Here is a 23532-nt window from a genome sequence, read left to right as displayed (position 1 = left end):
CTCTCGTTTACGTCCGCCGACAGAGTCGACGAGCGGCTTAGAAGTCGAGCCCGGCCTCGCGGGCCGCGTCCGCCAGGGCGGCGATGCGGCCGGCGTACCGGTTGCCCGCGCGGTCGAAGACGACCGACTCGATGCCGGCGGCCTTGGCGCGCTCGGCGACCAGGCTCCCGACCTTCTTGGCCAGCTCGGTCTTGTCGCCCTCGGCGCCCTTGATGGACACGTCGAGGGTGGACGCCGACGCCAGGGTGTGACCCTTGGCGTCGTCGATGACCTGGGCGACCATGTGGCGGTTCGAGCGCGTCACGACGAGACGCGGACGCACCTCGGTGCCGACGACGCGCTTACGAACGCGGATCGCGCGGCGCTTGCGAGCGGCGCTCTTGTAGGCGTTGCCCTTGCCGATCTTGACAGAGACGCTCATCGCTTACTTACCACTCTTTCCGACCTTGCGGCGGATGACCTCGCCCGCGTACTTGACGCCCTTGGCCTTGTACGGGTCGGGCTTGCGCAGCTTGCGGATCTTCGCAGCGACCTCGCCGACCTTCTGCTTGTCGATGCCGTCCACGTGGAACTTGGTGGCCGACTCGACGACGAAGGAGATGCCCTCGGGCGCCTCGACGAGGATCGGGTGGCTGTAGCCCAGCTGGAACTCCATGTCGGAGCCCTTCGCCAGAACTCGGTAGCCGACACCGCTGATCTCCAGCGACTTGCGGTAGCCCGTGGTCACGCCGGTGATCATGTTCGCCACCAGCGTGCGGGTCAGGCCGTGCAGGGCCTTCGACAGACGCTCGTCGTTGGGGCGGGTGACAGCCAGAGTGCCGTCCTCGCCCTTGCCGATCTCGATCGGCGCGGCGACGACGTGGGTGAGGGTGCCCTTCGGGCCCTTCACCGAGACCGCCTGGCCATCGATGGTGACGTCCACGCCAGCGGGGACCTGGATGGGCAGCCGTCCAATGCGCGACATTGCTGTACCTCCGTTTCCCGAATTACCAGACGTAGGCGAGAACTTCTCCGCCTACGCCCTTCTTGGCGGCCTGCTTGTCGGTCAGGAGGCCGGAGGACGTGGAGATGATCGCCACGCCCAGGCCGCCGAGAACCTTCGGCAGGTTGGTGGACTTTGCGTAAACGCGCAGACCCGGCTTGCTGATGCGCTTGATGCCGGCGATGGAGCGCTCACGGTTGGGGCCGAACTTGAGCTCGATGGTCAGCTTCTTGCCGACCTCGCCCTCAGTGGGCTCCTCAACCTTGTAGGAGGAGATGTACCCCTCCTGCTGCAGGATCTGGGCGACGTGCGCCTTGATCTTGCTGGCCGGCATCGCCACGGTGTCGTGGTACGCCGAGTTCGCGTTACGCAGACGCGTGAGCATGTCTGCGATGGGGTCGGTCATGGTCATGATGGCCTCAGGCCTCTCTCGCCGTGGTTTCTCCGCACCAGGTCCCCCTGCCGCACTCTTCCGAGTTCGTCAGGGGCACAAGCACAGGGGACCTACGACGTAGTAAGACTGGGTGCGAGCCCTCTCGAAGGAGGGCCACGGACATCCATGGGGAAGCCGCGGCAGGGGGCCCGACCCCACTACCTTACGGGAATCCGTACGGCAGGCCCAAAACGGGCCGGTGTGGGATCGGGCACCTCTGCGTCGCTGGGTGCCCTAAAGCGCCCTGATTACCAGGAGCTCTTGGTCACGCCGGGCAGCTCGCCGCGGTGCGCCATCTCACGGAGGCAGACACGGCACAGGCCGAACTTGCGGTACACCGAGTGCGGACGGCCGCAGCGCTGGCACCGGGTGTAGGCCCGGACGCCGAACTTCGGCTTGCGCTCGGACTTCGCGATGAGGGACTTCTTCGCCATTGGCTCACGCCTCCTTGAACGGGAAGCCCAGAGCGCGCAGGAGCGCCCGGCCCTCGTCGTCGGTCTGAGCGGTGGTCACGACGGTGATGTCCATACCGCGCTGACGGTCGACCTTGTCCTGGTCGATCTCGTGGAACATGACCTGCTCGGTCAGACCGAAGGTGTAGTTGCCACGGCCGTCGAACTGCTTCGGGGAGAGGCCACGGAAGTCACGGATACGCGGCAGGGCCAGCGACACCAGACGGTCCAGGAACTCCCACATGCGGTCACCACGGAGGGTGACGTGGGTGCCGATCGGCTGGCCCTCGCGCAGCTTGAACTGCGCGATGGACTTGCGAGCCTTGGTCACGGCCGGCTTCTGACCGGTGATCGCGGTCAGGTCGCGGATCGCGCCCTCGATCAGCTTGCTGTCACGGGCGGCCTCGCCGACACCCATGTTGACGACGACCTTGACCAGGCCGGGCGTCAGCATGACGTTCTCGTACGAGAACTGCTCCTGCAGCTGACCCTTGATCTCGGAGTTGTAACGCTCCTTGAGACGGGGGGTCACCTTCTCAACAGTCGTCTCAGACATCAGATGTCCTCACCGGTTCGCTTGGCAACGCGGATCTTGTTGCCCTCGTCATCGAAGCGGTAGCCAACGCGGGTGACGACCTTCTTGCCGTCCTTCTCCACGACCAGCTGGACGTTGGAGACGTGCACCGGGGCCTCGACGGTGACAATGCCACCCTGAGTGCCCGGGCCCGGCTTGGTGTGCTTCTTGACCCGGTTCACACCCTCGACCAGGACCTTGTTCTCGGCGGGCATGGCCAGGATGACCTTGCCCTGCTTGCCGCGGTCCTTGCCGGTGATGACCTGAACCAGGTCACCCTTCTTGATCTTCATGCTGTTCGCCATGGGTTAGAGCACCTCCGGCGCAAGCGAGATGATCTTCATGAACTTCTTGTCACGCAGCTCGCGGCCCACCGGGCCGAAGATGCGGGTACCACGGGGGTCACCATCGGTGTTCTTCAGAACGACCGCGGCGTTCTCGTCGAAGCGGATGTACGAGCCATCCGGACGACGACGCGACTTCACGGTACGGACGACGACGCACTTGACGACGTCACCCTTCTTCACCGAACCGCCGGGGATCGCGTCCTTGACGGTCGCGACGATGACGTCCCCGATACCGGCGTAGCGGCGACCGGAACCACCGAGAACGCGGATGCAAAGGATTTCCTTCGCGCCCGTGTTGTCGGCGACACGCAGTCGCGACTCCTGCTGGATCACAGCTTTCTCCTGATCGTCAACGAGAGCTGACGGGCCGGCCGCTGCTCACACCAGCGCCCACGAGGGGCCTGGTGCACATACGGCCGTACCGCATCAACTTCGTTACTTGGCCTTCTCGAGGATCTCGACGACGCGCCAGCGCTTCGTCGCGGACAGCGGGCGGGTCTCCGCGAGGAGGACCCGGTCGCCGATGCCGCAGGCGTTCGCCTCGTCGTGCGCCTTCAGCTTGTTCGTACGGCGGATGACCTTGCCGTACAGAGCGTGCTTGACGCGGTCCTCGACGGCGACGACGACGGTCTTGTCCATCTTGTCGCTGACGACGAGACCCTCACGGGTCTTGCGGAAACCGCGCGTCTCGTTGGTGTTCTCAGTCATCAGGCGCTCTCCACCGTCTCGATGCCCAGCTCGCGCTCGCGCATCAGGGTGTAGATCCGCGCGATGTCCTTACGGACGAGCTTGAGCCGTCCGTGGTTGTCGAGCTGCCCGGTCGCCGCCTGGAAGCGGAGGTTGAACAGCTCCTCCTTGGCCTCACGGAGCTTGGCAACGAGACCCTCGTTGTCCAGCTCGCGGAGGTCAGCAGCCTTGGTGCCGGCCGACATCAGCTCTCACCTGCCTCGCGCCGGATGATCCGGCACTTCATCGGGAGCTTGTGAGCTGCGCGGGTCAGCGCCTCACGAGCCACCTTCTCGTTGGGGTACGACAGCTCGAACATGACCCGACCCGGGTGCACGTTCGCGATCCACCACTCGGGCGAACCCTTACCGGAACCCATGCGGGTCTCGGCCGGCTTCTTGGTGAGCGGACGGTCCGGGTAGATGTTGATCCAGACCTTGCCGCCACGCTTGATGTGACGGGTGACGGCGATACGAGCGGACTCGATCTGCCGGTTCGTCACGTAGGCCGGGGTGACGGCCTGGATGCCGTACTCGCCGAAGGCGAGCTCGGTGCCACCCTTCGCAGCGCCGCGGCGCTTCGGGTGGTGCTGCTTGCGGTGCTTGACCCGACGGGGGATCAGCATTGGAGTCAGGCCTCCGTTCCGGTGTTCTCGGCAGCCGGCGCCTCGGCGGCCGCGGCCACGGGGGCCTCGGCAGCGGCGGGACGACGGCCACGGCCACCGCGCTCGCCACCACGGCGCTCGCCACCGCGGGCGGGACGACCACCCTCGGGACGGGCCGGGCGGTTGCCCGAGCGGGCAGCGGCGTTCTCAGCGCGGACCTCGGCGATGTTCTTGACGTCGCCCTTGTAGATCCAGACCTTCACGCCGATGCGGCCGAAGGTCGTCTTGGCCTCGAAGAAGCCGTAGTCGACGTTCGCGCGCAGGGTGTGCAGCGGCACACGGCCCTCGCGGTAGAACTCCGAACGGCTCATCTCGGCGCCGCCGAGACGACCGGAGCACTGGACCTTGATGCCCTTGGCGCCGGACTTCATGGTGCCCTGCATCGACTTGCGCATGGCACGGCGGAAGGAGACGCGCGAGGACAGCTGCTCCGCGACGCCCTGAGCCACGAGCTGGGCGTCCAGCTCGGGGTTCTTGACCTCGAGGATGTTCAGCTGGACCTGCTTGCCCGTCAGCTTCTCGAGGTCGCCGCGGATGCGGTCGGCCTCGGTGCCACGGCGACCGATGACGATGCCGGGGCGCGCGGTGTGGATGTCGACGCGGACGCGGTCGCGGGTGCGCTCGATCTCGACCTTGGAGATGCCGGCGCGCTCCATGCCCTTCGTCATCATGCGACGAATGGCAACGTCTTCCTTGACGTAGTCCTTGTACAGCTTGTCGGCGTACCAGCGGGACTTGAAGTCCGTGCTGATGCCGAGGCGGAACCCGTGCGGGTTAACCTTCTGGCCCATTACCGGGTCCCTTCCTTGCTGCTGACGACCACGGTGATGTGGCTGGTCCGCTTGCGGATCCGGTAGGCACGGCCCTGGGCGCGCGGACGGAACCGCTTCAGGGTCGGGCCCTCGTCAACGTACGCCTCGCTGATGACGAGGTCGTCCACGTTGTTGTGGTTGTAGTTGTGCACGGCGTTGGCGATGGCGCTGTCGAGCACCTTGCCGACCGGCACGGTGGCGGCCTGCGGAGCGAAACGCAGGACCGCCTGGGCCTCCGTGGCGTTCAGGCCACGGATGAGGTCCACCACGCGGCGGGCCTTCATGGGCGTGACGCGGATGTACCGCGCCTGGGCCCTGGCTTCCATGGTTGTCCCCTTGCTGGTGTAAGTCATTGAGTCGGTAATCTCGCTGGCGACTAGCGACGCTTCGACTTGCGGTCGTCCTTGACGTGACCGCGGAACGTGCGCGTCGGCGCGAACTCGCCGAGCTTGTGGCCGACCATCGACTCGGTGACGAACACCGGGACGTGCTTACGGCCATCGTGCACCGCGATCGTGTGGCCGAGCATGGCCGGGAAGATCACGGAGCGACGGGACCAGGTCTTGATGACGTTCTGGGTACCCGCCTCGTTCTGCGCGTCCACCTTCTTGAGAAGGTGGCCGTCGATGAAGGGGCCCTTCTTGAGACTGCGCGGCATCTGACCTGCTCCTAGCGCTTCTTGTTGGTCTTGCGGCGGCGCACGATGAGCTTGTCCGACGCCTTGTTCGGGCGACGGGTACGGCCCTCGGGCTTACCCCACGGCGAGACCGGGTGGCGACCACCGGAGGTCTTACCCTCACCACCACCGTGCGGGTGGTCGATCGGGTTCATGGCCACACCACGCACGGTCGGGCGGACGCCCTTCCAGCGCATACGGCCGGCCTTGCCCCAGTTGATGTTCGACTGCTCGGCGTTGCCGACCTCGCCGACGGTCGCGCGGCAGCGCGCGTCGACCAGGCGGATCTCGCCGGAGGGCATGCGCAGGTGCGCCATCTTGCCCTCACGCGCCAGCAGCTGGATGCCGGAGCCGGCCGAGCGGGCCAGCTTGGCACCGCCGCCGGGACGCAGCTCCACCGCGTGGATGGTGGTACCGACCGGGATGTTGCGCAGCGGCAGGTTGTTGCCCGGCTTGATGTCGGCGCCAGCGCCGTTCTCGATCCGGTCACCCTGCGCGATGCCGCGCGGCGCGATGATGTAGCGCTTCTCGCCGTCCGCGTAGTGCAGGAGCGCGATGCGCGCGGTGCGGTTCGGGTCGTACTCGATGTGCGCGACCTTGGCCGGCACGCCGTCCTTGTCGTGACGACGGAAGTCGATCACGCGGTAGGCGCGCTTGTGGCCGCCACCCTGGTGGCGAGCGGTGATCCGACCGGCGTTGTTACGGCCGCCCTTGCTGTGCAGGGGGCGAACCAGCGACTTCTCCGGCGTGGACCGCGTGATCTCTACGAAGTCGGCCACGCTGGAGCCACGACGGCCCGGCGTAGTCGGCTTGTACTTGCGGATGCCCATTTGGCTCTCTCGTCCTCGTCCTTATCGACGATCACGATCTCCGTTAGGAGACCGGACCACCGAAGATGTCGATGCGGTTGCCCTCAGCCAGCGTCACGATGGCGCGCTTGGTGTCCTTGCGCTTGCCAAAGCCCGTCTTGGAGCGCTTGCGCTTGCCCTGACGGTTGAGCGTGTTGACGGACTCGACCTTGACCGAGAAGACCGCCTCGACGGCCTGCTTGATCTGGGTCTTGTTGGCACCGGGCGACACGACGAACGTGTACTTGTTCTCGTCGAGGAGCGAGTAGCTCTTCTCCGAGATGACCGGCTTCACCAGGACGTCACGGGGGTCCGTGAACGTCTTGCTCGTGATCTCCGCAGCCATCAGGCGGCGCTCCCTTCGAGCTCGCCCTCAGCAGCCACGGCCTTGGCGGACGCGGCCGGACCGGCCACGAAACGCTCGAAGGCGGCCTGGGTGAAGACCACATCGTCGGAGACGAGCACGTCGTAGGTGTTCAGCTGACCGGCGTCCAGGATGTGCACGTTCGGCAGGTTGCGAGCGGACTTCAGGCCCAGCTCGTCCTCGCGCTCGACGACCAGGAGGACGTTCTTGCGCTCGGTGATCTTGCCGAAGAGGCCCTTGGCGGCCTTGGTCGACGGCGCCTCGGTCGCGGTCACGTCGGTGATGACGTGGATGCGGTTGTGGCGGGCCCGGTCGGTGAGCGCACCGCGCAGGGCGGCGGCGATCATCTTCTTCGGGGTCCGCTGCGAGTAGTCGCGCGGCACGGGACCGTGCACGACGCCACCGCCGGCGAACTGCGGCGCACGGGTCGAGCCCTGACGGGCGCGGCCGGTGCCCTTCTGGCGGTACGGCTTCTTGCCGCCGCCGCGGACCTCGCCACGAGTCTTGGTCTTGTGGGTGCCCTGACGGGCCGCAGCGAGCTGCGCCACGACGACCTGGTGCATCAGCGGAACGCTGACCTTCGCGTCGAAGATCTCGGCCGGCAGCTCGAGGCTGCCGGTCTTGTCACCCGAGGGCGACAGGATGTCAATGGTGCTCATATCCTTCACAGCCCCTTCGCCGCGGTGCGGACGAGGACGAGGCCACCGTTCGGGCCCGGGATCGCACCCTTGATAAGGAGCAGACCCTTCTCCGCGTCAACCGCGTGCACGGTCAGGTTCTGGGTGGTCACACGCTCGTGACCCATCCGGCCGGCCATCTTCAGGCCCTTGAACACGCGGCCCGGGGTGGCGCAGCCACCGATGGAACCGGGCGAACGGTGCTTGCGCTGCACGCCGTGACCGGCGCCGAGGCCCTTGAAGTTGTGACGCTTCATGACACCGGCGAAGCCCTTGCCCTTGGAGGTGCCGGTCACATCGACCTTGACACCCGCCTCGAACAGCTCGGCGGTGATCTCCTGGCCGAGGGTGTACTCGGACGCGTCCGCGGTACGGAGCTCGACCAGGTGGCGGCGCGGGGTGACACCGGCCTTGGCGAAGTGGCCCGCGAGGGGCTTGTTCACCTTGCGGGGGTCGATCTCGCCGAAGCCGATCTGGACGGCGTCGTAGCCGGCCGCGCTGTCGGCGGTGTGGACCTGGGTCACGACATTGGGCCCAGCCTTGACGACGGTCACCGGGACGACCCGGTTGTTCTCGTCCCAGACCTGGGTCATGCCGAGCTTCTCGCCCAGGATGCCCTTAATCTGCTTAGCCATCTTCGGTGCGCCTCTCAGAGCTTGATCTCGATGTCGACGCCAGCCGGCAGGTCGAGACGCATCAGCGAGTCAACCGTCTTCGGCGTGGGGTCGAGGATGTCGATCAGACGCTTGTGAGTACGCATCTCGAAGTGCTCGCGCGAGTCCTTGTACTTGTGCGGCGAGCGGATGACGCAGTACACGTTCTTCTCAGTGGGCAGCGGCACCGGGCCCGCGACCTGCGCACCAGTACGGATCACCGTCTCGACGATCTTCTTCGCCGAAGAGTCGATGACCTCGTGGTCGTAGGCCTTGAGCCGGATGCGGATCTTCTGTCCCGCCATGGCTACTCAGTAGTCCTTTGTCCTTAGTCACTGCGCGACCACCCTCCGACCCCCGCGCTCGGGCGTGTCGCACTCGCGCTTGCAAAAAACCAACGAATCACTTCGTCGGTTTCGAACTTTCGGGGTGGGGGCGCCGGGTCGAGGCCCCGCTCACGCTTCCCGGAAGATTCCCGTACTTTCGCCCCGCAGCTGCCGTGGCGTAGAACTCACGCTTGACGGCCATCACGGGAACGACGAGTACGTGGGACTCGCTTCCGGTCCTCCCGGCGGGAGGCGCGCAGCATCGGCAACTCAACCGAGCAACTTGGACATACTGCCACAGGGAGCAGCCCGGATGCCAATCGGGGCCGGTGAGGTGCTCCTCACCGGCCCCGATGGGGTGGATCCGCGGATCAGCCCTTGCGCCAGAGGACCCAGCCGTGCGCCCGGCTGTACTTCGCGACGTGCCAGCCGGGCTCCGGCTTCGGCCAGGTGGCCTCCGGCGCGGCGCCCTCGCCGAGCTTCAGCAGCATCGCGGTGGCCGTCTCCGGCGGGGTGTTGCCGCCCTTGACGTTGTCCGTCCAGACCCGGCCCCAGTAGACCTCGTAGGCCAGCGCCATCCGGGCGCCCCAGTCGAAGTCCCAGTCCAGGATCAGGTTGTCGCCCTTGTGCAGGCCGGCCTCCTTCACCAGGCCCACGGCCTCGTACGACCGGGTCCTGGAGTGCGGCTCGGCGACGTTGTCGGTGATCGTGACGGTCGCGTACGCGGCGAAGACCGTCACGCAGCCCACCACCGCGGCGACGATCCGCCGCCCGCCGGCCACCCGCAGCAGCAGACAGGCGGCCAGCACCGCCAGCGCGCCGACGGTCGTGCGGGCCATGTGCAGGTTGTCCCAGGACGAGGCCAGGAACATCGCGTCCGGAACGGTCCACGGGACGGCCCACTCCTTCAGCGCGGAGCCGGCGTACCCGCTGACGGACACCTGGATGATCCCGATCACCACCGCGCCGGCCAGCGCCGCCCACAGCAGCGTGCGGACCCCGGCCCGGAACAGCGCGACCAGGCCCACCAGCAGGAACAGCGGCACCAGCACCGCGCAGTACCGGGCGTACACCCAGTTGTCGACGCGCTCGGTGTCCGCCAGGCCCGCCGCGGAGGCGAGCGCGGTGCCGAACAGCATGGCGGTCATGCAGAACGCGACCACCCGGTCGGCCACCGAGAAGCGGCGGTGGAACAGGGCCACCACGCACAGCACGAAGGCGATCGCCCCGAAGCCGTACGTGGAGGTCATGAAGTACCAGAGCTGCCCGAAGGTCCTGGCGATGATCGTGCCGATGTACTTGCTGTCCTCGAGGTTCTCGAAGACCTTGTTGCCGACGGTGCTCGGCGGCACGTCCTTGAACTGGGCCTCGACGAAGCGCGCCAGCAGCTTCGCGCCCAGGTACGTCACGCCGAGGGCGCCGACGCCGGCCAGCGAGGCGAGCCGCGGCGCCCAGCCGACGGCCAGCACCACGAGCAGGACCAGCGCGGTCAGCGCCACCACCACGCCGCCGCGGTCGTGGGTGGCCATCGTGTAGCCGGCCGCCAGGCCCATCGCCGCCGCGTACAGCGCGCGGCGGCGGGGCGAGCCGGGCGAGAGCCAGCCGTGCATCGCGATCACCCAGACCAGCAGGAGCACCGGGAGCACGGTGTCCGACATGACGAACTGGGAGTAGAAGATCACCGGCGGCACCAGCGCCACGGCGGTGCCCACCAGGTACGCCTGCGGCCGGGACAGGCCCAGCCGGCGCGCCGCGACCACGACGAGCGGGAACACCAGCGCGTTGAGCACCGCGTTGATGCCCATGACCAGGTGGTACGCGGTCGCCGGGTTGTCGGCGATCCGCAGGGCCGGCGAGATCAGCAGCGGGTACCCGCCGGGGATCACCACGCCGACCGGCATCTCGGTGGTCGGCCGGCCGGCCAGCACCCGCGCGATCACCAGGTACGAGTCCTCGTCGGCGTGCACCGACGGGAAGTAGTTGTGGATCGACAGCACCAGGCGGAAGGCCACCTGCGCGCCGTACCCGAGCAGCAGGGCCACCGGCCAGAACCAGCGGTGGGCGGCCAGCTCCCGCAGCCGGGCGGGCACCGCCGGGGCCGGGCTGTCGGGCGCGTTCCCGCCGCCGTCCTCACTCCGGCCTTGCCCGTCGGAGGTGTGGGCAGAGTCGATCAGCGGCTGCACTCGGGACACTTCCCTACTTGTGTGAATTGACGATCTCGTCACGGCCGGCAAGCGGCGGCGTCACGGGCCCGGGCTCGTCCCGTCGGTCCTCGGATCGCACCGGAAGTCTGCCACGCGCCGATCCCGCGCATCCAGCGCGTTCACCCTTCACAGACCACAACGACCGGCTCCGAAACGGCGGTTCACCCTCAGGTGTCACCGCGTCGGAGCCGGTCGTGGGGGTGGCTCAGCCTTCGTGCCGCTGCCCGCCGGTCAGCGCGTGCCGGACCAGGACCTTGGCCCCGCCCCGCTGGCCGCGCTTCAGCGCGCCCGGCAGCATGGTCAGCGCGTGCAGGCGGGAGGCGCTGCGGAACCGGGCCGCGCGGGCGGCCTTCGGCCAGCCGCGGGCGTCCATCCGCTCGGCCACCGCGTTGAAGTACCGTTCCGCCTCGGTGAACCGGGTGCCGGAGAAGGCCTGCACCGAGGACTCGCTGACGGCGTGCCGGCGGTACTGGAAGACGACGGTCGTGTTGTCCACCATCATCTGCTCGCCGCGCTCCAGCAGGTCGACGACCAGGGCCAGGTCCTGGATCACCGAGTACTCGTCACGGAAGCTGACCGCGCGCAGCGCCTCGCCCCGCCAGCAGATCGACGGGAAGTAGAGCCAGTTGCCGCGCAGCACGCTCGCGGCCAGCTCCTCCCCGCCCATCAGCCGCCGGCCCTTGACGGTCGGCGCGTAGATCTTCTCCTTGACGTTGTCCGCCAGGCCGGAGCGGCTGACCTCGCCGGCGCCGTCGATGACCTCGACGCCCGGCTGCACCATGCCCAGGTCCGGGTTGACCCTGACGATCTCCCGGACGGTCTCCAGGTAGTGCGGGTGCAACAGGTCGTCGCAGCCCATGATGACCACGTGGTCGGCCGTGGACAGCTCCACGCACTTCTGGAAGTTCCTGGTGATGCCGAGGTTCTGCTCGTTGCGCAGGTAGCTCACCCGGTCGTCGCCGAGCGAGGCGAACCAGCCGGGGACGTCCGGCTCCTGGCCGTCGTCGATGACGGTCAGCCGGAGGTCCCGGTCGGTCTGCGCGAGGATGCTCCGCACCGCGGCCTGCATCAGTGCCACGTCGCCGTAGTACGGCAGCATGAACTCGAAGGTCGCCACGGGATCAGGCCTTGCTGCGGTCGACCGGAGCCGAGACCGGCAGGTCCAGGTCGAAGCGCTCCTCGTTCAGCCTGGCGCCCTCGTTGATCGCCACGGTGCGCGCCAGGTCGGTGAGCTTCTTCTCCAGGGAGCGGAAGCGCAGGAAGGTGTTCAGGGTCAGGAAGCCCATCGCCAGCACCATCACGTACAGCACCAGGTCGGTGCCCCGGCCGACGCCGAGCTGGTGGGCCAGCCAGGTCACGTCGGTGGGACGCAGCACCGCGTAGATGTTCACCAGCACGAAGACCGAGAACGCGATGCGCTTCCAGGCGCGGGTGTTGGCACGGTCCCAACGCCGGATGAACATGAAGGCGAGAGTGACCGAGCCGAGAATGAGAACCAGCTGGATCCAGAAGAATTTCATCGGCGGCTACGCTCCCGCAGCGAGATGTCGAAGATGATGTTGACGCCGTTGATCAGGGACTGACCCTTGGCGCGTGAGTAGTCGGTGTACAGGATGTCCACCGGGAGCTCGGCGACCCGGAGGTCGGAGCCGGCGAGGAAGCTGACGATCTCCGACGCGTGCGCCATGCCGTTCATGGTGATCCGCAGCCGGCCCGCGGCCTCGCGGGTCAGCACCCGCAGGCCGTTGTGGGAGTCGGTCAGCTTGAGCTTGCGCGCGGTCGGGCTGACGGTCGCCGCGGTACGCAGGACGACCCGCTTGATCCACGGCACCTGCCCGTTCTGCTCGATGAAGCGCGAGCCGAGGACGACGTCCGTGTCGCCCTCCCGGAGCAGCGCCACCATCTTCTCGACGTCCGCGGTCTGGTGCTGACCGTCCGCGTCGAAGGTGGCGAAGTACTTGGCGCCCGGCTGGGCCAGGGCGTAGGCGAGGCCGGTCTGGAGGGCCGCGCCCTGGCCGAGGTTGACCGGGTGGCGCACCAGGTGCGCACCGGTCTCCATGATGTGCTTGGCCGAGTCGTCGCCGCTGCCGTCATCGACCACCACGATGTTCGGGAACGTCTTTCGCGCCCCCTCCACAACGTCGGCGATCACCTGGCCCTCGTTGTAGGCCGGGATCACCAGCCAAACATCGTCGTACTGGGACACGGAGGCTCCATGGATGGGGTCTGGCCCGCGCTCGTGCGCGGTGTCCTGCGGATGGGGGGCGGGCACGGTCATTCGTCGGCCGTCCGGCTGCTCAGCACAGCGACGGCCTCGTCCCCCTGCTGCCGGGCAGGCCCGGCGGAGTTCGTCACCGAACGGGCGAAGCTCAGCCGGAGTGCGGCCAGCATACCGATGACGGTGGCCACCGAACCCGCCACGTAGGCCAGGATCACGCGGGTGGACACCTCGCCCGGCATGAACGTGACCCCCGCCAGCACGGCGCTGCCCACCGCCCAGCAGAGCAGTTGGAGGTTGTGCCGCTTGAATACCATCAGCGCCTGGCCGAGGACCATCGCGAACATGTACGCCACGGTGCCGAGGGACAACCAGAAGAAGTCGAGGCGGCCGAGCACCGGCGCGGCTCCGAAGAGCACCTGGATCAGCCAGGGGCCGAGCAGGGTGGCGGGGATCCCGCCCGCCACGCCGAGCAGGCCCACCACGGCGCCGATCCGGGTGAGCATCCCGGTGAACGCGGCCCGGTCCCCCATCGCGATCGCCTTGGAGAGGCCGCTGAGCAGCGAGGCCTGGAGCGAGCCGAAGACGAACAGCGGCACCCGGGCCAGGACCAGCGCGTTGAGCAGCGCCGCGATCAGCGCGGACTCGGTCGGGGCGAGCAGCTTGGTGCTCATCACCGCGGCGTTGACCACGAGCTGGGACAGCAGGGTGGAGAGGATCAGCAGGCCGAGCCCGGAGTAGAGCTCGGGCCAGGGGACCTTCGGGCCCGGCCTGACCGCGCGCAGCAGCGGCGGCAGCGTGACGATCGTCGCGAGGACCGGCGCGACGGCCAGGATCAGGCTGAACGCGAGCGCGGAGTGCACCCCGGCCACCGCGCAGCCGAAGGCCAGTCCGATCCGCAGGCCACCGTCCAGACCGAGCTGGGTGCCGTACGCGCCGAAGCGGCCGAGGCCGGCCAGGACGCCGCGGGTGAGGTAGCAGACGGCCATGCCGAGGAAGGCGCCGCCGAGCGCCAGCACCAGCGAGCGGTCGCCGTGGAACACCTTGTCGGCGATCGGGCCGGAGGCGGCGCCGAGGACGGCCAGGACCACCGCGAGGATGCCGCCGGTCAGCAGGGTCGCCCGGCGCAGCACCGGGGCGGCGCCGTGGCCGAGCGCCGCGCGCGCCGCGACGATCCGGGTGAGCTCCTGCTCGATCGGGAAGAAGACGCCGATGCCGACGGACATCACGATCGTCCACAGCAGTGAGACGTTCGCCATGTCCTCGACGGACAGGCTGTGGCCCGCCACTCCGAGGTGGATGTAGGAGGCGGCGCCCAGTACGACGGTGCCGCCGGCTACCGCCAGGGTTCCCGGCGGTAGCGCGGCAGCCACCTTCGTCAGTGCTTTCTTCACCGAGGTCTGTCGCTCTCCGTGGTCCGGGCCGTGGCGGCCAGTTCGGCGAAGACGGGCCGGCCCAGGGCCTCGGCCAGCATGGCCCGCCACTCGGGCAGCGGTGCCAGCCCGGCGGCCGCCCAGCGGTCGTGGGCCAGCACGCTGAAGGCGGGCCGGACGGCCGGGCGGACGAAGGCCTCCGAGGTGGTCGGACGGATCCGCTCCGGGTCCAGGCCGCTCAGCGCGTAGGTCTCGCGGGCCAGCCCGCACCAGGTGGTGCGGCCGCTCGCGGTGCCGTGGTAGACCCCGGCCGGGGCCCGCCCGGCGAGCGCGGCCCGGCCGAGCTCGACCAGCCGGCCGGCCAGCGCGTACGACCAGGTCGGCTGGCCGTGCTGGTCGTCCACCACGTCCAGGGTGTCCCGCTGGGCGGCGAGCTTGAGCATGGTGGCCACGAAGTTCGGGCCGTGCTCGCCGTACAGCCAGGCGGTGCGCACGATGTAGCCGGCGTCGGGGAGCAGGTCGGCGACCGCCCGCTCCCCCAGCAGCTTGCCGCGGCCGTACGCGTTCACCGGCGCGGTCGGGGCGTCCTCCGGGCAGGGCTCGGTGGCGTCGCCCGGCAGGACGTAGTCGGTGGAGACGTGCAGCAGCCGCGCGCCGCTCTTGGCGCAGGCCGCGGCCAGGTGGCGCACACCGGTGCCGTTGACGGCGGTGGCGGCGTCCTCCTCGGTCTCCGCGGCGTCGACGTTCGTCCACGCGGCGCAGTTGACCACGATGTCGTGGCCCTCGACGGCGGCCTGGACGGCTGCCGCGTCGGTGATGTCGAGGTCCGCCCGGCGCAGCGCGGTGATCTCGGCGGCCGGGTCGGTGCCGAGCACCGACAGCACGTCCCGCCCGAGCATCCCGGCCGCGCCGGTGACCAGCCAGCGCACCCGGCCGGCGGCGTTCGCAGTCACTTGGCCAGGGCCGCCTTCTGCTTCAGCGGCTCCCACCAGGCGCGGTTCTCGCGGTACCAGGCGATGGTCGCGGCGAGGCCGTCCTCGAAGCGGACCTGCGGCTCGTAGCCGAGCTCCTCGCGGATCTTGCTGATGTCGATCGAGTAGCGGAGGTCGTGGCCCTTGCGGTCCTCGACGTGCTCGACCATCTCCCAGCCGGCGCCGGCGGCCTCCAGCAGCAGGCCGGTCAGCTCCTTGTTGGTCGCCTCGGTGCCGCCGCCGATGTTGTAGACCTCACCCGCGCGGCCGCCGCGCATGACCAGCTCGATGGCCCGGCAGTGGTCCGAGACGTGCAGCCAGTCGCGGACGTTGCCACCGTCGCCGTACAGCGGCACCTTCTTGCCGTCGATCAGGTTGGTGGTGAACAGCGGGATGACCTTCTCCGGGAACTGGTAGTGCCCGTAGTTGTTGGAGCAGCGGGTCACCACGACGTCCATGCCGTGGGTGCGGTGGTAGGCCAGCGCCAGCAGGTCGGAGGAGGCCTTGGAGGCCGAGTACGGGGAGTTGGGCACCAGCGGCCAGGTCTCGGTCCAGGAGCCCTCGCTGATCGAGCCGTACACCTCGTCGGTGGAGATGTGCACGAAGCGGCCGATGCCGTGCTTGCGGGCCGCGTCGAGCAGCACCTGGGTGCCGACGACGTTGGTGAGGACGAAGGGGCCCGCACCGGCGATCGAGCGGTCCACGTGGGACTCGGCGGCGAAGTGCACCACCACGTCGTGGCCCGGCATGACCTGGTCGACGGCGTCCGCGTCGCAGATGTCGCCCTGGACGAAGGTGTAGCCCTGGTGGCCGGCCACCGGGGCCAGGTTCTCCAGGACACCCGAGTAGGTGAGCTTGTCAAAGACCGTGATCCGGGCGTTCTCGTCAGCCCCGAGGAGCTGACGGACGAACTCCGAACCGATGAACCCGGCGCCGCCGGTCACGAGGATGCGCATAATGCGCGTAGTCTACCGCCGCCCGAACGCCCTCCCGCCCCGGCCCCTCCTGCGTTCACCGATCTCGAATAGGGTGCACCCATGCGTGGAATCCTCCTGGCCGGCGGCACCGGCTCGCGGCTGTGGCCCCTGACCCGTGCGGTGTCGAAGCAGCTCCTCCCGGTCTTCGACAAGCCGATGATCTACTACCCCCTCTCGACCCTCGTGATGGCCGGGATAAGCGAAATCCTGATCATCACCACCCCGAACGACCGGGACCAGTTCGAGCGCCTCCTGGGTGACGGCTCCCAGTTCGGTCTGAAGCTCGAGTACGCCGTCCAGGAGAAGCCCGAGGGCATCGCCCAGGCCTTCGTGCTCGGCGCGGACTTCATCGGTGACGAGCCGGTGGCCCTGATCCTCGGCGACAACATCTTCCACGGCACCGGCCTGGGCACCGCGCTCACCGAGCACTCCGACATCAAGGGCGGCCGGGTGTTCGCCTACCCGGTGGCCGACCCGACCGCGTACGGCGTGGTCGAGTTCGACGAGACCGGTCAGGTCATGTCGATCGAGGAGAAGCCGGCCGAGCCCAAGTCCCGCTACGCCGTCCCCGGCCTGTACTTCTACGACAACCGGGTCGTCGAGATCGCCCGCACCCTGAAGCCGAGCGCCCGCGGCGAGCTGGAGATCACCGCCGTCAACGACGCCTACCTGCGCACCGGCGACCTGCACGTGACGATCCTCGACCGCGGCACCGCCTGGCTGGACACCGGCACGTTCGTGTCGATGGTCCAGGCCTCGGAGTTCGTCCGGGTCATCGAGGAGCGCCAGGGCTTCAAGATCGGCTGCATCGAGGAGGCCGTCTGGCGGGCCGGGCTGATCGACGACGCCCAGCTGCGCGAGCTCGCCGAGCCGCTGCTGAAGAGCGGCTACGGCCAGTACCTGGTGGCCCTGCTCGACGAGGCGGCCGCCAAGTGAAGTTCCGTGAGCTCTCCGTCGAGGGCGCCTTCGAGATCACCCCGCAGGTGCACGGCGACGCCCGCGGCCACTTCACCGAGTGGTACCGCTTCGACCGCCTCGCCGAGGTCGTCGGCCACCCGCTGAACCTGGCCCAGGCCAACCTGTCGCTCTCCGCCAAGGACGTCGTCCGCGGCATCCACTTCGCCGACGTCCCGCCCGGCCAGGCCAAGTACGTGGCCTGCACCCGCGGCGCGGTGCTGGACGTCATCGTCGACCTGCGGGTCGGCTCGCCGAACTTCGGCAGGTGGGAGTTCGTCCGGCTGGACGACACCGAGCGCAAGGCCGTCTACATCCCGGAGGGCCTCGGCCACGGCTTCTGCGCCCTCACCGACGACGCCACGCTGACCTACCTCTGCTCGGCGACGTACAACCCGACCGGCGAGCACGGCGTGCACCCGCTGGACCCGGACCTCGGCATCGAGTGGCCGACCGACGCCCCGCAGCTGTCCGCCCGCGACGATGTGGCGCCCACCCTCGCGGAGGCCCTCGCCGGCGGCCTGCTGCCGGACTACCAGGCCTGCAAGGCCTACACGGAGTCGCTGCGGCAGCAGTAGCGGAGCCCGGCCCACGGAGGGGACGCGTGCAGCGGCACGCGTCCCCTCCGTCGTCGTTCCCCGCGTCGCCGCGTCGGCCGCCGTCGCGGCCGCCGTGGCGCCGGACGGGCTCAGTACTTCCGGAACACCCACAGCTTCAGCAGCACGAACCGGGCCACCGTGGCGAGGCCGTTGGCCACCACAAGGCCGGCGACCTCGACGGCCCGCGAGGCGTGCGGCACCACCGCGTCGAGCAGCGCCAGGGCCCCGCTGCTGAGCCCGAGCCCGATCAGGAACGCGACCGCGCCCTGGAGCTGGTGGCGCACCGCGCCGTCCGGGCCCGTGATGCCGAAGGTGAAGCGGCGGTTGGCCGCGGTGTTGGCCACCGCGCTGACCGCCATGGCCACCAGGTTGGCCGTCTGCGGCGAGGTGACCGGCCGCAGCAGTACGTACAGCGCCAGGTAGAAGAGGGTGCTCAGCACCCCGATGACCAGGAAGGACGGCAGCTGCCGGCGGACCGGCCGGGGCGGCGCCTCGGCGGGCCTGTCGCGCTCGTCCCTGGCCGCGGAGAGGATCTCGTTCACGCGCCCGTACCGTACCGGTCCTGCTCCTCGGCCGAGTCGTAGCCCACGAAGTACGCGGGTCGCGCCTGGACCGCCGAGTAGATCCGGCCGACGTACTCGCCCAGCAGGCCGACGCAGACCAGCTGCACGGCGCCGATGAAGAGCATCCCTATGAACAGCGAGGACCAGCCGGGCACGGTGGAGCCGACGGCGTACGAGATCGTCGTGTAGAGCGCCAGCAGGATGCAGACCAGGAAGCTGATCAGCCCGAGCCAGGTGGCCAGCCGCAGCGGGGCGGCGGAGAAGTTGGTGATGCTGTCCAGCGCGAGCCGGACCATCTTGGACAGCGGGTAGTGGGTGCTGCCCGCGACCCGCTCCTCCCGCGTGTAGACCACCTCGCCGCTGGGGAAGCCCAGCCAGGGCACCAGCAGCCGGTAGACCGGCTGGTGCTCGGGCATCGCCTTGAGCGCGTCCACCGCGGCCCGGCTGAGCAGCCGGAAGTCGCCGGCCTGGTTGGGCATCCGCTTGCCGACCAGCCTGCGCATCAGCCGGTAGTAGGCGCCGGCGGTGTGGCGCTTGAAGAAGGTGTCGGTGCCCCGGTCGCCGCGCACGCCGTAGACGATGTCCAGGCCCTGCTCGCGGGCGAGTTCCAGCATCTCGGGGATCTTCTCCGGCGGGTCCTGGAGGTCGGCGTCGATGGAGACGACGTACTCGCCGAAGGCCCGGTGGATGCCGGCGGTGAGGGCGGCCTGGTGGCCCGAGTTGCGGGCGAAGCGGACGACGCGGAACTCCGGCCAGTCCTGGCGGATCTTCTGCATCAGCACCGGGGTCACGTCGGTGCTGCCGTCGTCGACGCCGACCACCTCGTAGGCCACGCCGAGCCCGTCGAGGATCGGCCGGAGCCGTTCGACGGTCAGCGGGAGCGCCTCCTGCTCGTTGTAGATCGGCATCACGACCGACAACAGCGGTGCCGTTGACATGCGTTGGTCCCACTTTCCGCGAAGGCGGGGCTGGTTGGTGGCCCGACCATAACAGTCTGCGATGAGCGGCCGGTGAGAGGAGGCGCGCTCCTGGTGAATGCCCCGTGAGACGCCGAAGGGCCCCGCCCACCGTTGCGGTGCGCGGGGCCCTTCGGACTCGGCCTGTACGAGGCAGGCAGGTCAGAGCACCAATTACTTGATGATCTTGGTGACCTGGCCGGCGCCGACGGTGCGGCCACCCTCACGGATGGCGAACTTCAGGCCCTCCTCCATGGCGATCGGCTGGATCAGCGCGACGGTCATGGCGGTGTTGTCGCCCGGCATGACCATCTCGGTGCCCTCGGGGAGGGTCACGACGCCGGTCACGTCCGTGGTACGGAAGTAGAACTGCGGGCGGTAGTTGTTGAAGAACGGGGTGTGACGGCCACCCTCGTCCTTCGACAGGATGTAGGACTGGGCCTCGAAGTCGGTGTGCGGCGTGACCGAACCCGGCTTGATGATGACCTGGCCGCGCTCGACGTCCTCGCGCTTGATGCCACGGAGCAGCAGACCGACGTTCTCACCGGCCTGGCCCTCGTCGAGCAGCTTGCGGAACATCTCGATGCCGGTGACCGTGGTGGTGGTCTTGGTCTCCTTGATGCCGATGATGTCGACAGTCTCGTTGACCTTGAGGATGCCACGCTCGATACGACCGGTGACGACGGTGCCACGACCGGTGATCGTGAAGACGTCCTCGATCGGCATCAGGAACGGCTGGTCCACGGCGCGGGCCGGGGTCGGGATGCTCTCGTCGACAGCCTTCATCAGGCCGAGGAGCTTCTCGCCCCACTCCTTGTCGCCCTCCAGCGCCTTCAGCGCGGAGACGCGGACGACCGGCAGGTCGTCGCCCGGGAACTCGTACTCGGAGAGGAGCTCACGGACCTCGAGCTCGACGAGCTCCAGGATCTCCTCGTCGTCCACCATGTCGGCCTTGTTCAGGGCGACGACGATGTACGGAACGCCGACCTGGCGGGCCAGGAGGACGTGCTCCTTGGTCTGCGGCATCGGGCCGTCGGTGGCGGCGACCACCAGGATGGCGCCGTCCATCTGGGCGGCACCGGTGATCATGTTCTTGATGTAGTCAGCGTGACCCGGGCAGTCGACGTGCGCGTAGTGACGGTCCTCGGTCTGGTACTCGACGTGCGCGATCGAGATGGTGATACCGCGCTGACGCTCCTCCGGGGCCTTGTCGATCTGGTCGAACGGCGTGAAGGGGTTCAGGTCCGGGTACGCGTCGTGCAGCACCTTGGTGATGGCCGCGGTCAGCGTGGTCTTGCCGTGGTCGATGTGACCGATGGTGCCGATGTTGACGTGGGGCTTCGTCCGCTCGAACTTCGCCTTCGCCACTGAGTCCTCCTGAGGACAGATCCTGTACGCCGTGCTGACGTCAGTTGGTCTTGATCGGGCTGGGTCCGTGGTGCCGGAAGCACCTCGTACCGTCCCGCGGGGTAAGGGGGCCGGAGGCCCCGGGAGAGTCCGTCCGGAATCTCCCGGGTCGCCTCCTAATAGCCTAAGGGGTCGCAATCATCCCGAAATATCGGGACGTCACTCGCCCTTGGACTTGGCGATGATCTCCTCAGCCACGGCCTTGGGGACCTCGGCGTACGAGTCGAACTGCATCGAGTAGCTGGCGCGACCAGAGGTCTTGCTGCGCAGGTCACCGACGTAGCCGAACATCTCGGAGAGGGGCACCAGCGCCGTGACGACGCGGGCACCGTGACGCTCGTCCATGGACCGGATCTGGCCACGGCGAGAGTTGATGTCACCGATCACGTCGCCCATGTAGTCCTCGGGCGTGGTGACCTCGACGGCCATCATCGGCTCGAGGATGACCGGCTTGGCCTTCCTCGCGCCTTCCTTGAAGGCCATCGAACCGGCGATCTTGAACGCGAGCTCGGAGGAGTCGACGTCGTGCGCCTGGCCGTCCAGCAGCTTCACGCGGACACCCTGGAGCGGGTAGCCGGCGAGCACACCGAACTCCATGGCCTCCTGGCAGCCGGCGTCGACCGACGGGATGTACTCCCGCGGGACACGGCCACCGGTGACCTGGTTGACGAACTCGTAGCCCTCGGCCTGCTCGAGCGGCTCGATCGCGATCTGCACCTTGGCGAACTGACCGGAACCACCGGTCTGCTTCTTGTGGGTGTAGTCGATGCGCTCGACGGCCTGACGGATCGTCTCGCGGTACGCGACCTGCGGCTTGCCGACGTTGGCCTCGACCTTGAACTCACGGCGCATGCGGTCGACCAGCACCTCGAGGTGCAGCTCGCCCATGCCCGCGATGATCGTCTGGCCGGTCTCCTCGTCCGTGTTGACCTGGAAGGACGGGTCCTCCTCGGCGAGACGCTGGATGGCGACACCCAGCTTCTCCTGGTCACCCTTGGACTTGGGCTCGATGGCGACGCGGATGACCGGGGCCGGGAAGTCCATGGACTCCAGGATGACCGGGTTCTTCTCGTCGGCCAGCGTCTCACCGGTGGTGGTCTGCTTCAGGCCCATGACGGCGACGATGTCGCCGGCGCCCACCGACTCGATCTCCTCACGCTTGTTCGCGTGCATGCGGTAGATCTTGCCGATGCGCTCCTTCTTGCCCTTCACGGCGTTCAGCACCGAGGTGCCGGACTCCAGGCGACCGGAGTAGATCCGGACGAAGGTGAGCTTGCCCAGGTGCGGGTCGGACATGATCTTGAACGCCAGAGCGGCCAGCGGCTCGTCGTCCGAAGCCTTGCGGGAGATCTTGGTCTCCGGGTCGTTCGGCTTCGTGCCCTCGATGGACTCGATGTCCAGCGGCGACGGCAGGTACTTGACGACGGCGTCGAGCAGGGGCTGAACGCCCTTGTTCTTGAAGGCGGTACCGCAGAAGATCGGAGTGAAGTCCGAGTTCAGGGTGCCCTTGCGGATCGCGTCCTGCAGCAGCTCGACCGGGATCTCCTCGCCCTCGAGGGCGAGCTCCATGACCTCGTCGCTGACGTTCGAGATCGTGTCGATCAGCGCTTCGCGGTACTCGTTCGCCTGGTCCACCAGGTCGGCCGGGATGTCGACGATGTCGTACATCTCGCCCTTGGCGGCCTCGGCGGACCAGACCAGCGCCTTCATGCGGACCAGGTCGACAACGCCCTGGAAGTCCGCCTCGGCACCGATCGGCAGCTGCATCACCAGCGGGGTGGCGCCGAGGCGCTCCACGATGGTGTCGACGCAGAAGAAGAAGTTGGCGCCCGTGCGGTCCAGCTTGTTGATGAAGCAAATGCGCGGGACGCCGTAGCGGTCAGCCTGCCGCCACACGGTCTCGGACTGGGGCTCGACACCGGCGACACCGTCGAACACCGTCACGGCACCGTCGAGGACGCGCAGCGAGCGCTCCACCTCGACGGTGAAGTCGACGTGACCCGGGGTGTCGATGATGTTGATGGTGTGGTCGGCGTCGTCGACCGTCCAGTGACAGGTCGTCGCGGCCGACGTGATCGTGATGCCGCGCTCCTGCTCCTGCTCCATCCAGTCCATGGTGGCAGCGCCATCGTGGACCTCACCGATCTTGTACGAGACACCGGTGTAGAACAGGATCCGCTCGGTGGTGGTGGTCTTGCCCGCGTCGATGTGCGCCATGATCCCGATGTTGCGGACCTTGGCGAGGTCAAGGGAGGTTGCAGCCATGGTGGCTCGTTCTCTCTCTGTCTAGTGACGGGGTAGGGACTACCAGCGGTAGTGCGCGAAGGCCTTGTTGGACTCGGCCATCTTGTGGGTGTCCTCGCGACGCTTCACGGAAGCGCCCAGGCCGTTGCTGGCGTCGAGGATCTCGTTCATCAGGCGCTCGGTCATGGTCTTCTCGCGACGGGCGCGCGAGTAGCCGACCATCCAGCGCAGCGCCAGGGTGCTGGCGCGGCCCGGACGGACCTCGACCGGAACCTGGTAGGTCGCGCCACCGACACGGCGGGACTTGACCTCGAGGGCCGGCTTGACGTTCTCCAGCGCGCGCTTCAGCGTCACGACCGGGTCCGAGCCGGTCTTCTCACGGACGCCCTCGAGGGCGCCGTAGACGATCCGCTCGGCGGTGGAGCGCTTGCCGTGCAGCAGGATCTTGTTGACCAGCTGCGTGACGACCGGGGAGCCGTAAACCGGGTCGATGATGACCGGGCGCTTCGGGGCGGGGCCCTTACGAGGCATT

At 68.4% G+C, this 23532-nt stretch carries 32 protein-coding genes; 2 read left to right on the top strand and 30 right to left on the bottom strand.

Going from position 1 to position 23532, the window contains the following annotated elements; translation table 11 throughout:
- Window positions 1-37: 37 nt before the first annotated feature.
- From rplR to rfbB, 25 genes are all read right to left on the bottom strand, one after another.
- Window positions 38-421, bottom strand: a complete 384-nt coding sequence (gene rplR / locus ACZ7C5_RS11065; protein ID WP_030280785.1) for a 50S ribosomal protein L18 — start codon at window positions 419-421, stop codon at window positions 38-40.
- 3 nt (window positions 422-424) lie between these two features.
- A complete protein-coding gene (gene rplF / locus ACZ7C5_RS11060) occupies window positions 425-964 on the bottom strand; it encodes a 50S ribosomal protein L6 (RefSeq protein ID WP_401079882.1) in 540 nt (179 codons plus the stop codon).
- Window positions 965-986: 22 nt separating this feature from the next.
- On the bottom strand, window positions 987-1394 hold the full coding sequence (rpsH, locus tag ACZ7C5_RS11055; RefSeq protein ID WP_188301635.1) for a 30S ribosomal protein S8: 408 nt from the start codon (window positions 1392-1394) through the stop codon (window positions 987-989).
- 269 nt (window positions 1395-1663) lie between these two features.
- Window positions 1664-1849, bottom strand: a complete 186-nt coding sequence (locus tag ACZ7C5_RS11050) for a type Z 30S ribosomal protein S14 (protein ID WP_030055830.1) — start codon at window positions 1847-1849, stop codon at window positions 1664-1666.
- A gap of 4 nt (window positions 1850-1853) precedes the next feature.
- Entirely contained in the window at window positions 1854-2423 is a 570-nt protein-coding gene (rplE, locus tag ACZ7C5_RS11045) for a 50S ribosomal protein L5 (protein WP_030393302.1), read from the bottom strand.
- Window positions 2423-2734, bottom strand: a complete 312-nt coding sequence (gene rplX / locus ACZ7C5_RS11040; RefSeq protein WP_188301656.1) for a 50S ribosomal protein L24 — start codon at window positions 2732-2734, stop codon at window positions 2423-2425. Before rplX ends, rplE begins: the two co-directional genes overlap by 1 nt.
- A 15-nt stretch (window positions 2735-2749) precedes the next feature.
- On the bottom strand, window positions 2750-3121 hold the full coding sequence (rplN, locus tag ACZ7C5_RS11035) for a 50S ribosomal protein L14 (RefSeq protein ID WP_030393301.1): 372 nt from the start codon (window positions 3119-3121) through the stop codon (window positions 2750-2752).
- 102 nt (window positions 3122-3223) lie between these two features.
- Window positions 3224-3496, bottom strand: a complete 273-nt coding sequence (gene rpsQ, locus ACZ7C5_RS11030) for a 30S ribosomal protein S17 (RefSeq protein WP_030055826.1) — start codon at window positions 3494-3496, stop codon at window positions 3224-3226.
- A complete protein-coding gene (rpmC, locus tag ACZ7C5_RS11025) occupies window positions 3496-3720 on the bottom strand; it encodes a 50S ribosomal protein L29 (protein WP_049649042.1) in 225 nt (74 codons plus the stop codon). Before rpmC ends, rpsQ begins: the two co-directional genes overlap by 1 nt.
- Window positions 3720-4139, bottom strand: coding sequence for a 50S ribosomal protein L16 (gene rplP / locus ACZ7C5_RS11020; RefSeq protein ID WP_030055824.1), 420 nt, complete (start codon window positions 4137-4139; stop codon window positions 3720-3722). Before rplP ends, rpmC begins: the two co-directional genes overlap by 1 nt.
- Before the next feature lie 5 nt (window positions 4140-4144).
- The gene (rpsC, locus tag ACZ7C5_RS11015) at window positions 4145-4969 is read right to left on the bottom strand and encodes a 30S ribosomal protein S3 (RefSeq protein ID WP_401079884.1); all 825 of its coding nucleotides are present in this window, start codon (window positions 4967-4969) and stop codon (window positions 4145-4147) included.
- Window positions 4969-5316, bottom strand: a complete 348-nt coding sequence (rplV, locus tag ACZ7C5_RS11010; protein WP_033824229.1) for a 50S ribosomal protein L22 — start codon at window positions 5314-5316, stop codon at window positions 4969-4971. Before rplV ends, rpsC begins: the two co-directional genes overlap by 1 nt.
- A 50-nt stretch (window positions 5317-5366) precedes the next feature.
- The gene (gene rpsS / locus ACZ7C5_RS11005) at window positions 5367-5648 is read right to left on the bottom strand and encodes a 30S ribosomal protein S19 (protein WP_030055821.1); all 282 of its coding nucleotides are present in this window, start codon (window positions 5646-5648) and stop codon (window positions 5367-5369) included.
- 11 nt (window positions 5649-5659) lie between these two features.
- On the bottom strand, window positions 5660-6496 hold the full coding sequence (gene rplB / locus ACZ7C5_RS11000) for a 50S ribosomal protein L2 (RefSeq protein WP_188301637.1): 837 nt from the start codon (window positions 6494-6496) through the stop codon (window positions 5660-5662).
- A gap of 43 nt (window positions 6497-6539) precedes the next feature.
- Window positions 6540-6860 carry a 50S ribosomal protein L23 gene (rplW, locus tag ACZ7C5_RS10995; RefSeq protein ID WP_063348967.1) on the bottom strand — a complete coding sequence of 107 codons (321 nt, stop codon included), beginning with the start codon at window positions 6858-6860 and terminating at the stop codon, window positions 6540-6542.
- Window positions 6860-7537: a 50S ribosomal protein L4 gene (rplD, locus tag ACZ7C5_RS10990; protein ID WP_401079887.1), complete on the bottom strand. Its 678-nt coding sequence runs from the start codon at window positions 7535-7537 to the stop codon at window positions 6860-6862. The genes rplW and rplD overlap by 1 nt, the downstream gene beginning before the upstream one ends.
- Window positions 7538-7542: 5 nt before the next feature.
- Window positions 7543-8190, bottom strand: a complete 648-nt coding sequence (gene rplC, locus ACZ7C5_RS10985) for a 50S ribosomal protein L3 (RefSeq protein ID WP_188301639.1) — start codon at window positions 8188-8190, stop codon at window positions 7543-7545.
- A 14-nt stretch (window positions 8191-8204) separates the two neighbouring features.
- The gene (rpsJ, locus tag ACZ7C5_RS10980) at window positions 8205-8513 is read right to left on the bottom strand and encodes a 30S ribosomal protein S10 (RefSeq protein WP_012785157.1); all 309 of its coding nucleotides are present in this window, start codon (window positions 8511-8513) and stop codon (window positions 8205-8207) included.
- A gap of 392 nt (window positions 8514-8905) precedes the next feature.
- Window positions 8906-10726, bottom strand: a complete 1821-nt coding sequence (locus ACZ7C5_RS10975; RefSeq protein WP_401079890.1) for a hypothetical protein — start codon at window positions 10724-10726, stop codon at window positions 8906-8908.
- Between the two features lie 217 nt (window positions 10727-10943).
- Entirely contained in the window at window positions 10944-11855 is a 912-nt protein-coding gene (locus ACZ7C5_RS10970; protein ID WP_470322436.1) for a glycosyltransferase family 2 protein, read from the bottom strand.
- Between the two features lie 4 nt (window positions 11856-11859).
- The gene (locus tag ACZ7C5_RS10965) at window positions 11860-12258 is read right to left on the bottom strand and encodes a DUF2304 domain-containing protein (RefSeq protein ID WP_188301641.1); all 399 of its coding nucleotides are present in this window, start codon (window positions 12256-12258) and stop codon (window positions 11860-11862) included.
- The gene (locus ACZ7C5_RS10960; protein WP_317620517.1) at window positions 12255-12944 is read right to left on the bottom strand and encodes a glycosyltransferase family 2 protein; all 690 of its coding nucleotides are present in this window, start codon (window positions 12942-12944) and stop codon (window positions 12255-12257) included. Before ACZ7C5_RS10960 ends, ACZ7C5_RS10965 begins: the two co-directional genes overlap by 4 nt.
- Before the next feature lie 68 nt (window positions 12945-13012).
- Window positions 13013-14350 carry a lipopolysaccharide biosynthesis protein gene (locus ACZ7C5_RS10955; RefSeq protein WP_401079895.1) on the bottom strand — a complete coding sequence of 446 codons (1338 nt, stop codon included), beginning with the start codon at window positions 14348-14350 and terminating at the stop codon, window positions 13013-13015.
- On the bottom strand, window positions 14347-15282 hold the full coding sequence (gene rfbD / locus ACZ7C5_RS10950) for a dTDP-4-dehydrorhamnose reductase (protein ID WP_401079896.1): 936 nt from the start codon (window positions 15280-15282) through the stop codon (window positions 14347-14349). The genes ACZ7C5_RS10955 and rfbD overlap by 4 nt, the downstream gene beginning before the upstream one ends.
- Entirely contained in the window at window positions 15279-16256 is a 978-nt protein-coding gene (gene rfbB / locus ACZ7C5_RS10945) for a dTDP-glucose 4,6-dehydratase (protein ID WP_188301644.1), read from the bottom strand. The genes rfbD and rfbB overlap by 4 nt, the downstream gene beginning before the upstream one ends.
- An 81-nt stretch (window positions 16257-16337) precedes the next feature.
- On the opposite strand from rfbB, the gene rfbA reads away from it, so the two are divergent.
- Window positions 16338-17213: a glucose-1-phosphate thymidylyltransferase RfbA gene (gene rfbA, locus ACZ7C5_RS10940; protein WP_401079899.1), complete on the top strand. Its 876-nt coding sequence runs from the start codon at window positions 16338-16340 to the stop codon at window positions 17211-17213.
- Entirely contained in the window at window positions 17210-17809 is a 600-nt protein-coding gene (gene rfbC, locus ACZ7C5_RS10935; RefSeq protein WP_401079901.1) for a dTDP-4-dehydrorhamnose 3,5-epimerase, read from the top strand. Before rfbA ends, rfbC begins: the two co-directional genes overlap by 4 nt.
- 110 nt (window positions 17810-17919) lie before the next feature.
- Here rfbC and ACZ7C5_RS10930 read toward each other — a convergent pair whose 3' ends face one another.
- The 5 genes from ACZ7C5_RS10930 to rpsG form a co-directional block, all read right to left on the bottom strand.
- Entirely contained in the window at window positions 17920-18372 is a 453-nt protein-coding gene (locus tag ACZ7C5_RS10930) for a GtrA family protein (RefSeq protein WP_401079903.1), read from the bottom strand.
- Window positions 18369-19331 (bottom strand): glycosyltransferase family 2 protein, encoded by a 963-nt coding sequence (locus ACZ7C5_RS10925; protein WP_188301647.1) that lies wholly within the window; start codon window positions 19329-19331, stop codon window positions 18369-18371. Before ACZ7C5_RS10925 ends, ACZ7C5_RS10930 begins: the two co-directional genes overlap by 4 nt.
- 192 nt (window positions 19332-19523) lie before the next feature.
- Window positions 19524-20717 (bottom strand): elongation factor Tu, encoded by a 1194-nt coding sequence (gene tuf, locus ACZ7C5_RS10920; protein ID WP_030055805.1) that lies wholly within the window; start codon window positions 20715-20717, stop codon window positions 19524-19526.
- 198 nt (window positions 20718-20915) lie between these two features.
- Window positions 20916-23021, bottom strand: coding sequence for an elongation factor G (gene fusA / locus ACZ7C5_RS10915; RefSeq protein ID WP_188301649.1), 2106 nt, complete (start codon window positions 23019-23021; stop codon window positions 20916-20918).
- Window positions 23022-23060: 39 nt separating this feature from the next.
- A complete protein-coding gene (gene rpsG, locus ACZ7C5_RS10910; protein ID WP_030055803.1) occupies window positions 23061-23531 on the bottom strand; it encodes a 30S ribosomal protein S7 in 471 nt (156 codons plus the stop codon).
- Between the last annotated feature and the right edge of the window lies 1 nt (window position 23532).

It is taken from the genome of Kitasatospora sp. NPDC036993, from assembly GCF_055607525.1.
Note: the sequence above shows the minus strand (reverse complement) of the source record. Positions and strands in the feature narration are given on the sequence as shown.

What these genes read in the sequence shown, in the direction of transcription:
- rplR (WP_030280785.1), bottom strand. Translation starts at nt 421, where the DNA reads ATGAGCGTCTCTGTCAAGATCGGCAAGGGCAACGCCTACAAGAGCGCC.
- rplF (WP_401079882.1), bottom strand. Translation starts at nt 964, where the DNA reads ATGTCGCGCATTGGACGGCTGCCCATCCAGGTCCCCGCTGGCGTGGAC.
- rpsH (WP_188301635.1), bottom strand. Translation starts at nt 1,394, where the DNA reads ATGACCATGACCGACCCCATCGCAGACATGCTCACGCGTCTGCGTAAC.
- ACZ7C5_RS11050 (WP_030055830.1), bottom strand. Translation starts at nt 1,849, where the DNA reads ATGGCGAAGAAGTCCCTCATCGCGAAGTCCGAGCGCAAGCCGAAGTTC.
- rplE (WP_030393302.1), bottom strand. Translation starts at nt 2,423, where the DNA reads ATGTCTGAGACGACTGTTGAGAAGGTGACCCCCCGTCTCAAGGAGCGT.
- rplX (WP_188301656.1), bottom strand. Translation starts at nt 2,734, where the DNA reads ATGAAGATCAAGAAGGGTGACCTGGTTCAGGTCATCACCGGCAAGGAC.
- rpsQ (WP_030055826.1), bottom strand. Translation starts at nt 3,496, where the DNA reads ATGACTGAGAACACCAACGAGACGCGCGGTTTCCGCAAGACCCGTGAG.
- rpmC (WP_049649042.1), bottom strand. Translation starts at nt 3,720, where the DNA reads ATGTCGGCCGGCACCAAGGCTGCTGACCTCCGCGAGCTGGACAACGAG.
- rplP (WP_030055824.1), bottom strand. Translation starts at nt 4,139, where the DNA reads ATGCTGATCCCCCGTCGGGTCAAGCACCGCAAGCAGCACCACCCGAAG.
- rpsC (WP_401079884.1), bottom strand. Translation starts at nt 4,969, where the DNA reads ATGGGCCAGAAGGTTAACCCGCACGGGTTCCGCCTCGGCATCAGCACG.
- rplV (WP_033824229.1), bottom strand. Translation starts at nt 5,316, where the DNA reads ATGGAAGCCAGGGCCCAGGCGCGGTACATCCGCGTCACGCCCATGAAG.
- rpsS (WP_030055821.1), bottom strand. Translation starts at nt 5,648, where the DNA reads ATGCCGCGCAGTCTCAAGAAGGGCCCCTTCATCGACGGCCACCTTCTC.
- rplB (WP_188301637.1), bottom strand. Translation starts at nt 6,496, where the DNA reads ATGGGCATCCGCAAGTACAAGCCGACTACGCCGGGCCGTCGTGGCTCC.
- rplW (WP_063348967.1), bottom strand. Translation starts at nt 6,860, where the DNA reads ATGGCTGCGGAGATCACGAGCAAGACGTTCACGGACCCCCGTGACGTC.
- rplD (WP_401079887.1), bottom strand. Translation starts at nt 7,537, where the DNA reads ATGAGCACCATTGACATCCTGTCGCCCTCGGGTGACAAGACCGGCAGC.
- rplC (WP_188301639.1), bottom strand. Translation starts at nt 8,190, where the DNA reads ATGGCTAAGCAGATTAAGGGCATCCTGGGCGAGAAGCTCGGCATGACC.
- rpsJ (WP_012785157.1), bottom strand. Translation starts at nt 8,513, where the DNA reads ATGGCGGGACAGAAGATCCGCATCCGGCTCAAGGCCTACGACCACGAG.
- ACZ7C5_RS10965 (WP_188301641.1), bottom strand. Translation starts at nt 12,258, where the DNA reads ATGAAATTCTTCTGGATCCAGCTGGTTCTCATTCTCGGCTCGGTCACT.
- rfbB (WP_188301644.1), bottom strand. Translation starts at nt 16,256, where the DNA reads ATGCGCATCCTCGTGACCGGCGGCGCCGGGTTCATCGGTTCGGAGTTC.
- rfbA (WP_401079899.1), top strand. Translation starts at nt 16,338, where the DNA reads ATGCGTGGAATCCTCCTGGCCGGCGGCACCGGCTCGCGGCTGTGGCCC.
- ACZ7C5_RS10925 (WP_188301647.1), bottom strand. Translation starts at nt 19,331, where the DNA reads ATGTCAACGGCACCGCTGTTGTCGGTCGTGATGCCGATCTACAACGAG.
- fusA (WP_188301649.1), bottom strand. Translation starts at nt 23,021, where the DNA reads ATGGCTGCAACCTCCCTTGACCTCGCCAAGGTCCGCAACATCGGGATC.
- rpsG (WP_030055803.1), bottom strand. Translation starts at nt 23,531, where the DNA reads ATGCCTCGTAAGGGCCCCGCCCCGAAGCGCCCGGTCATCATCGACCCG.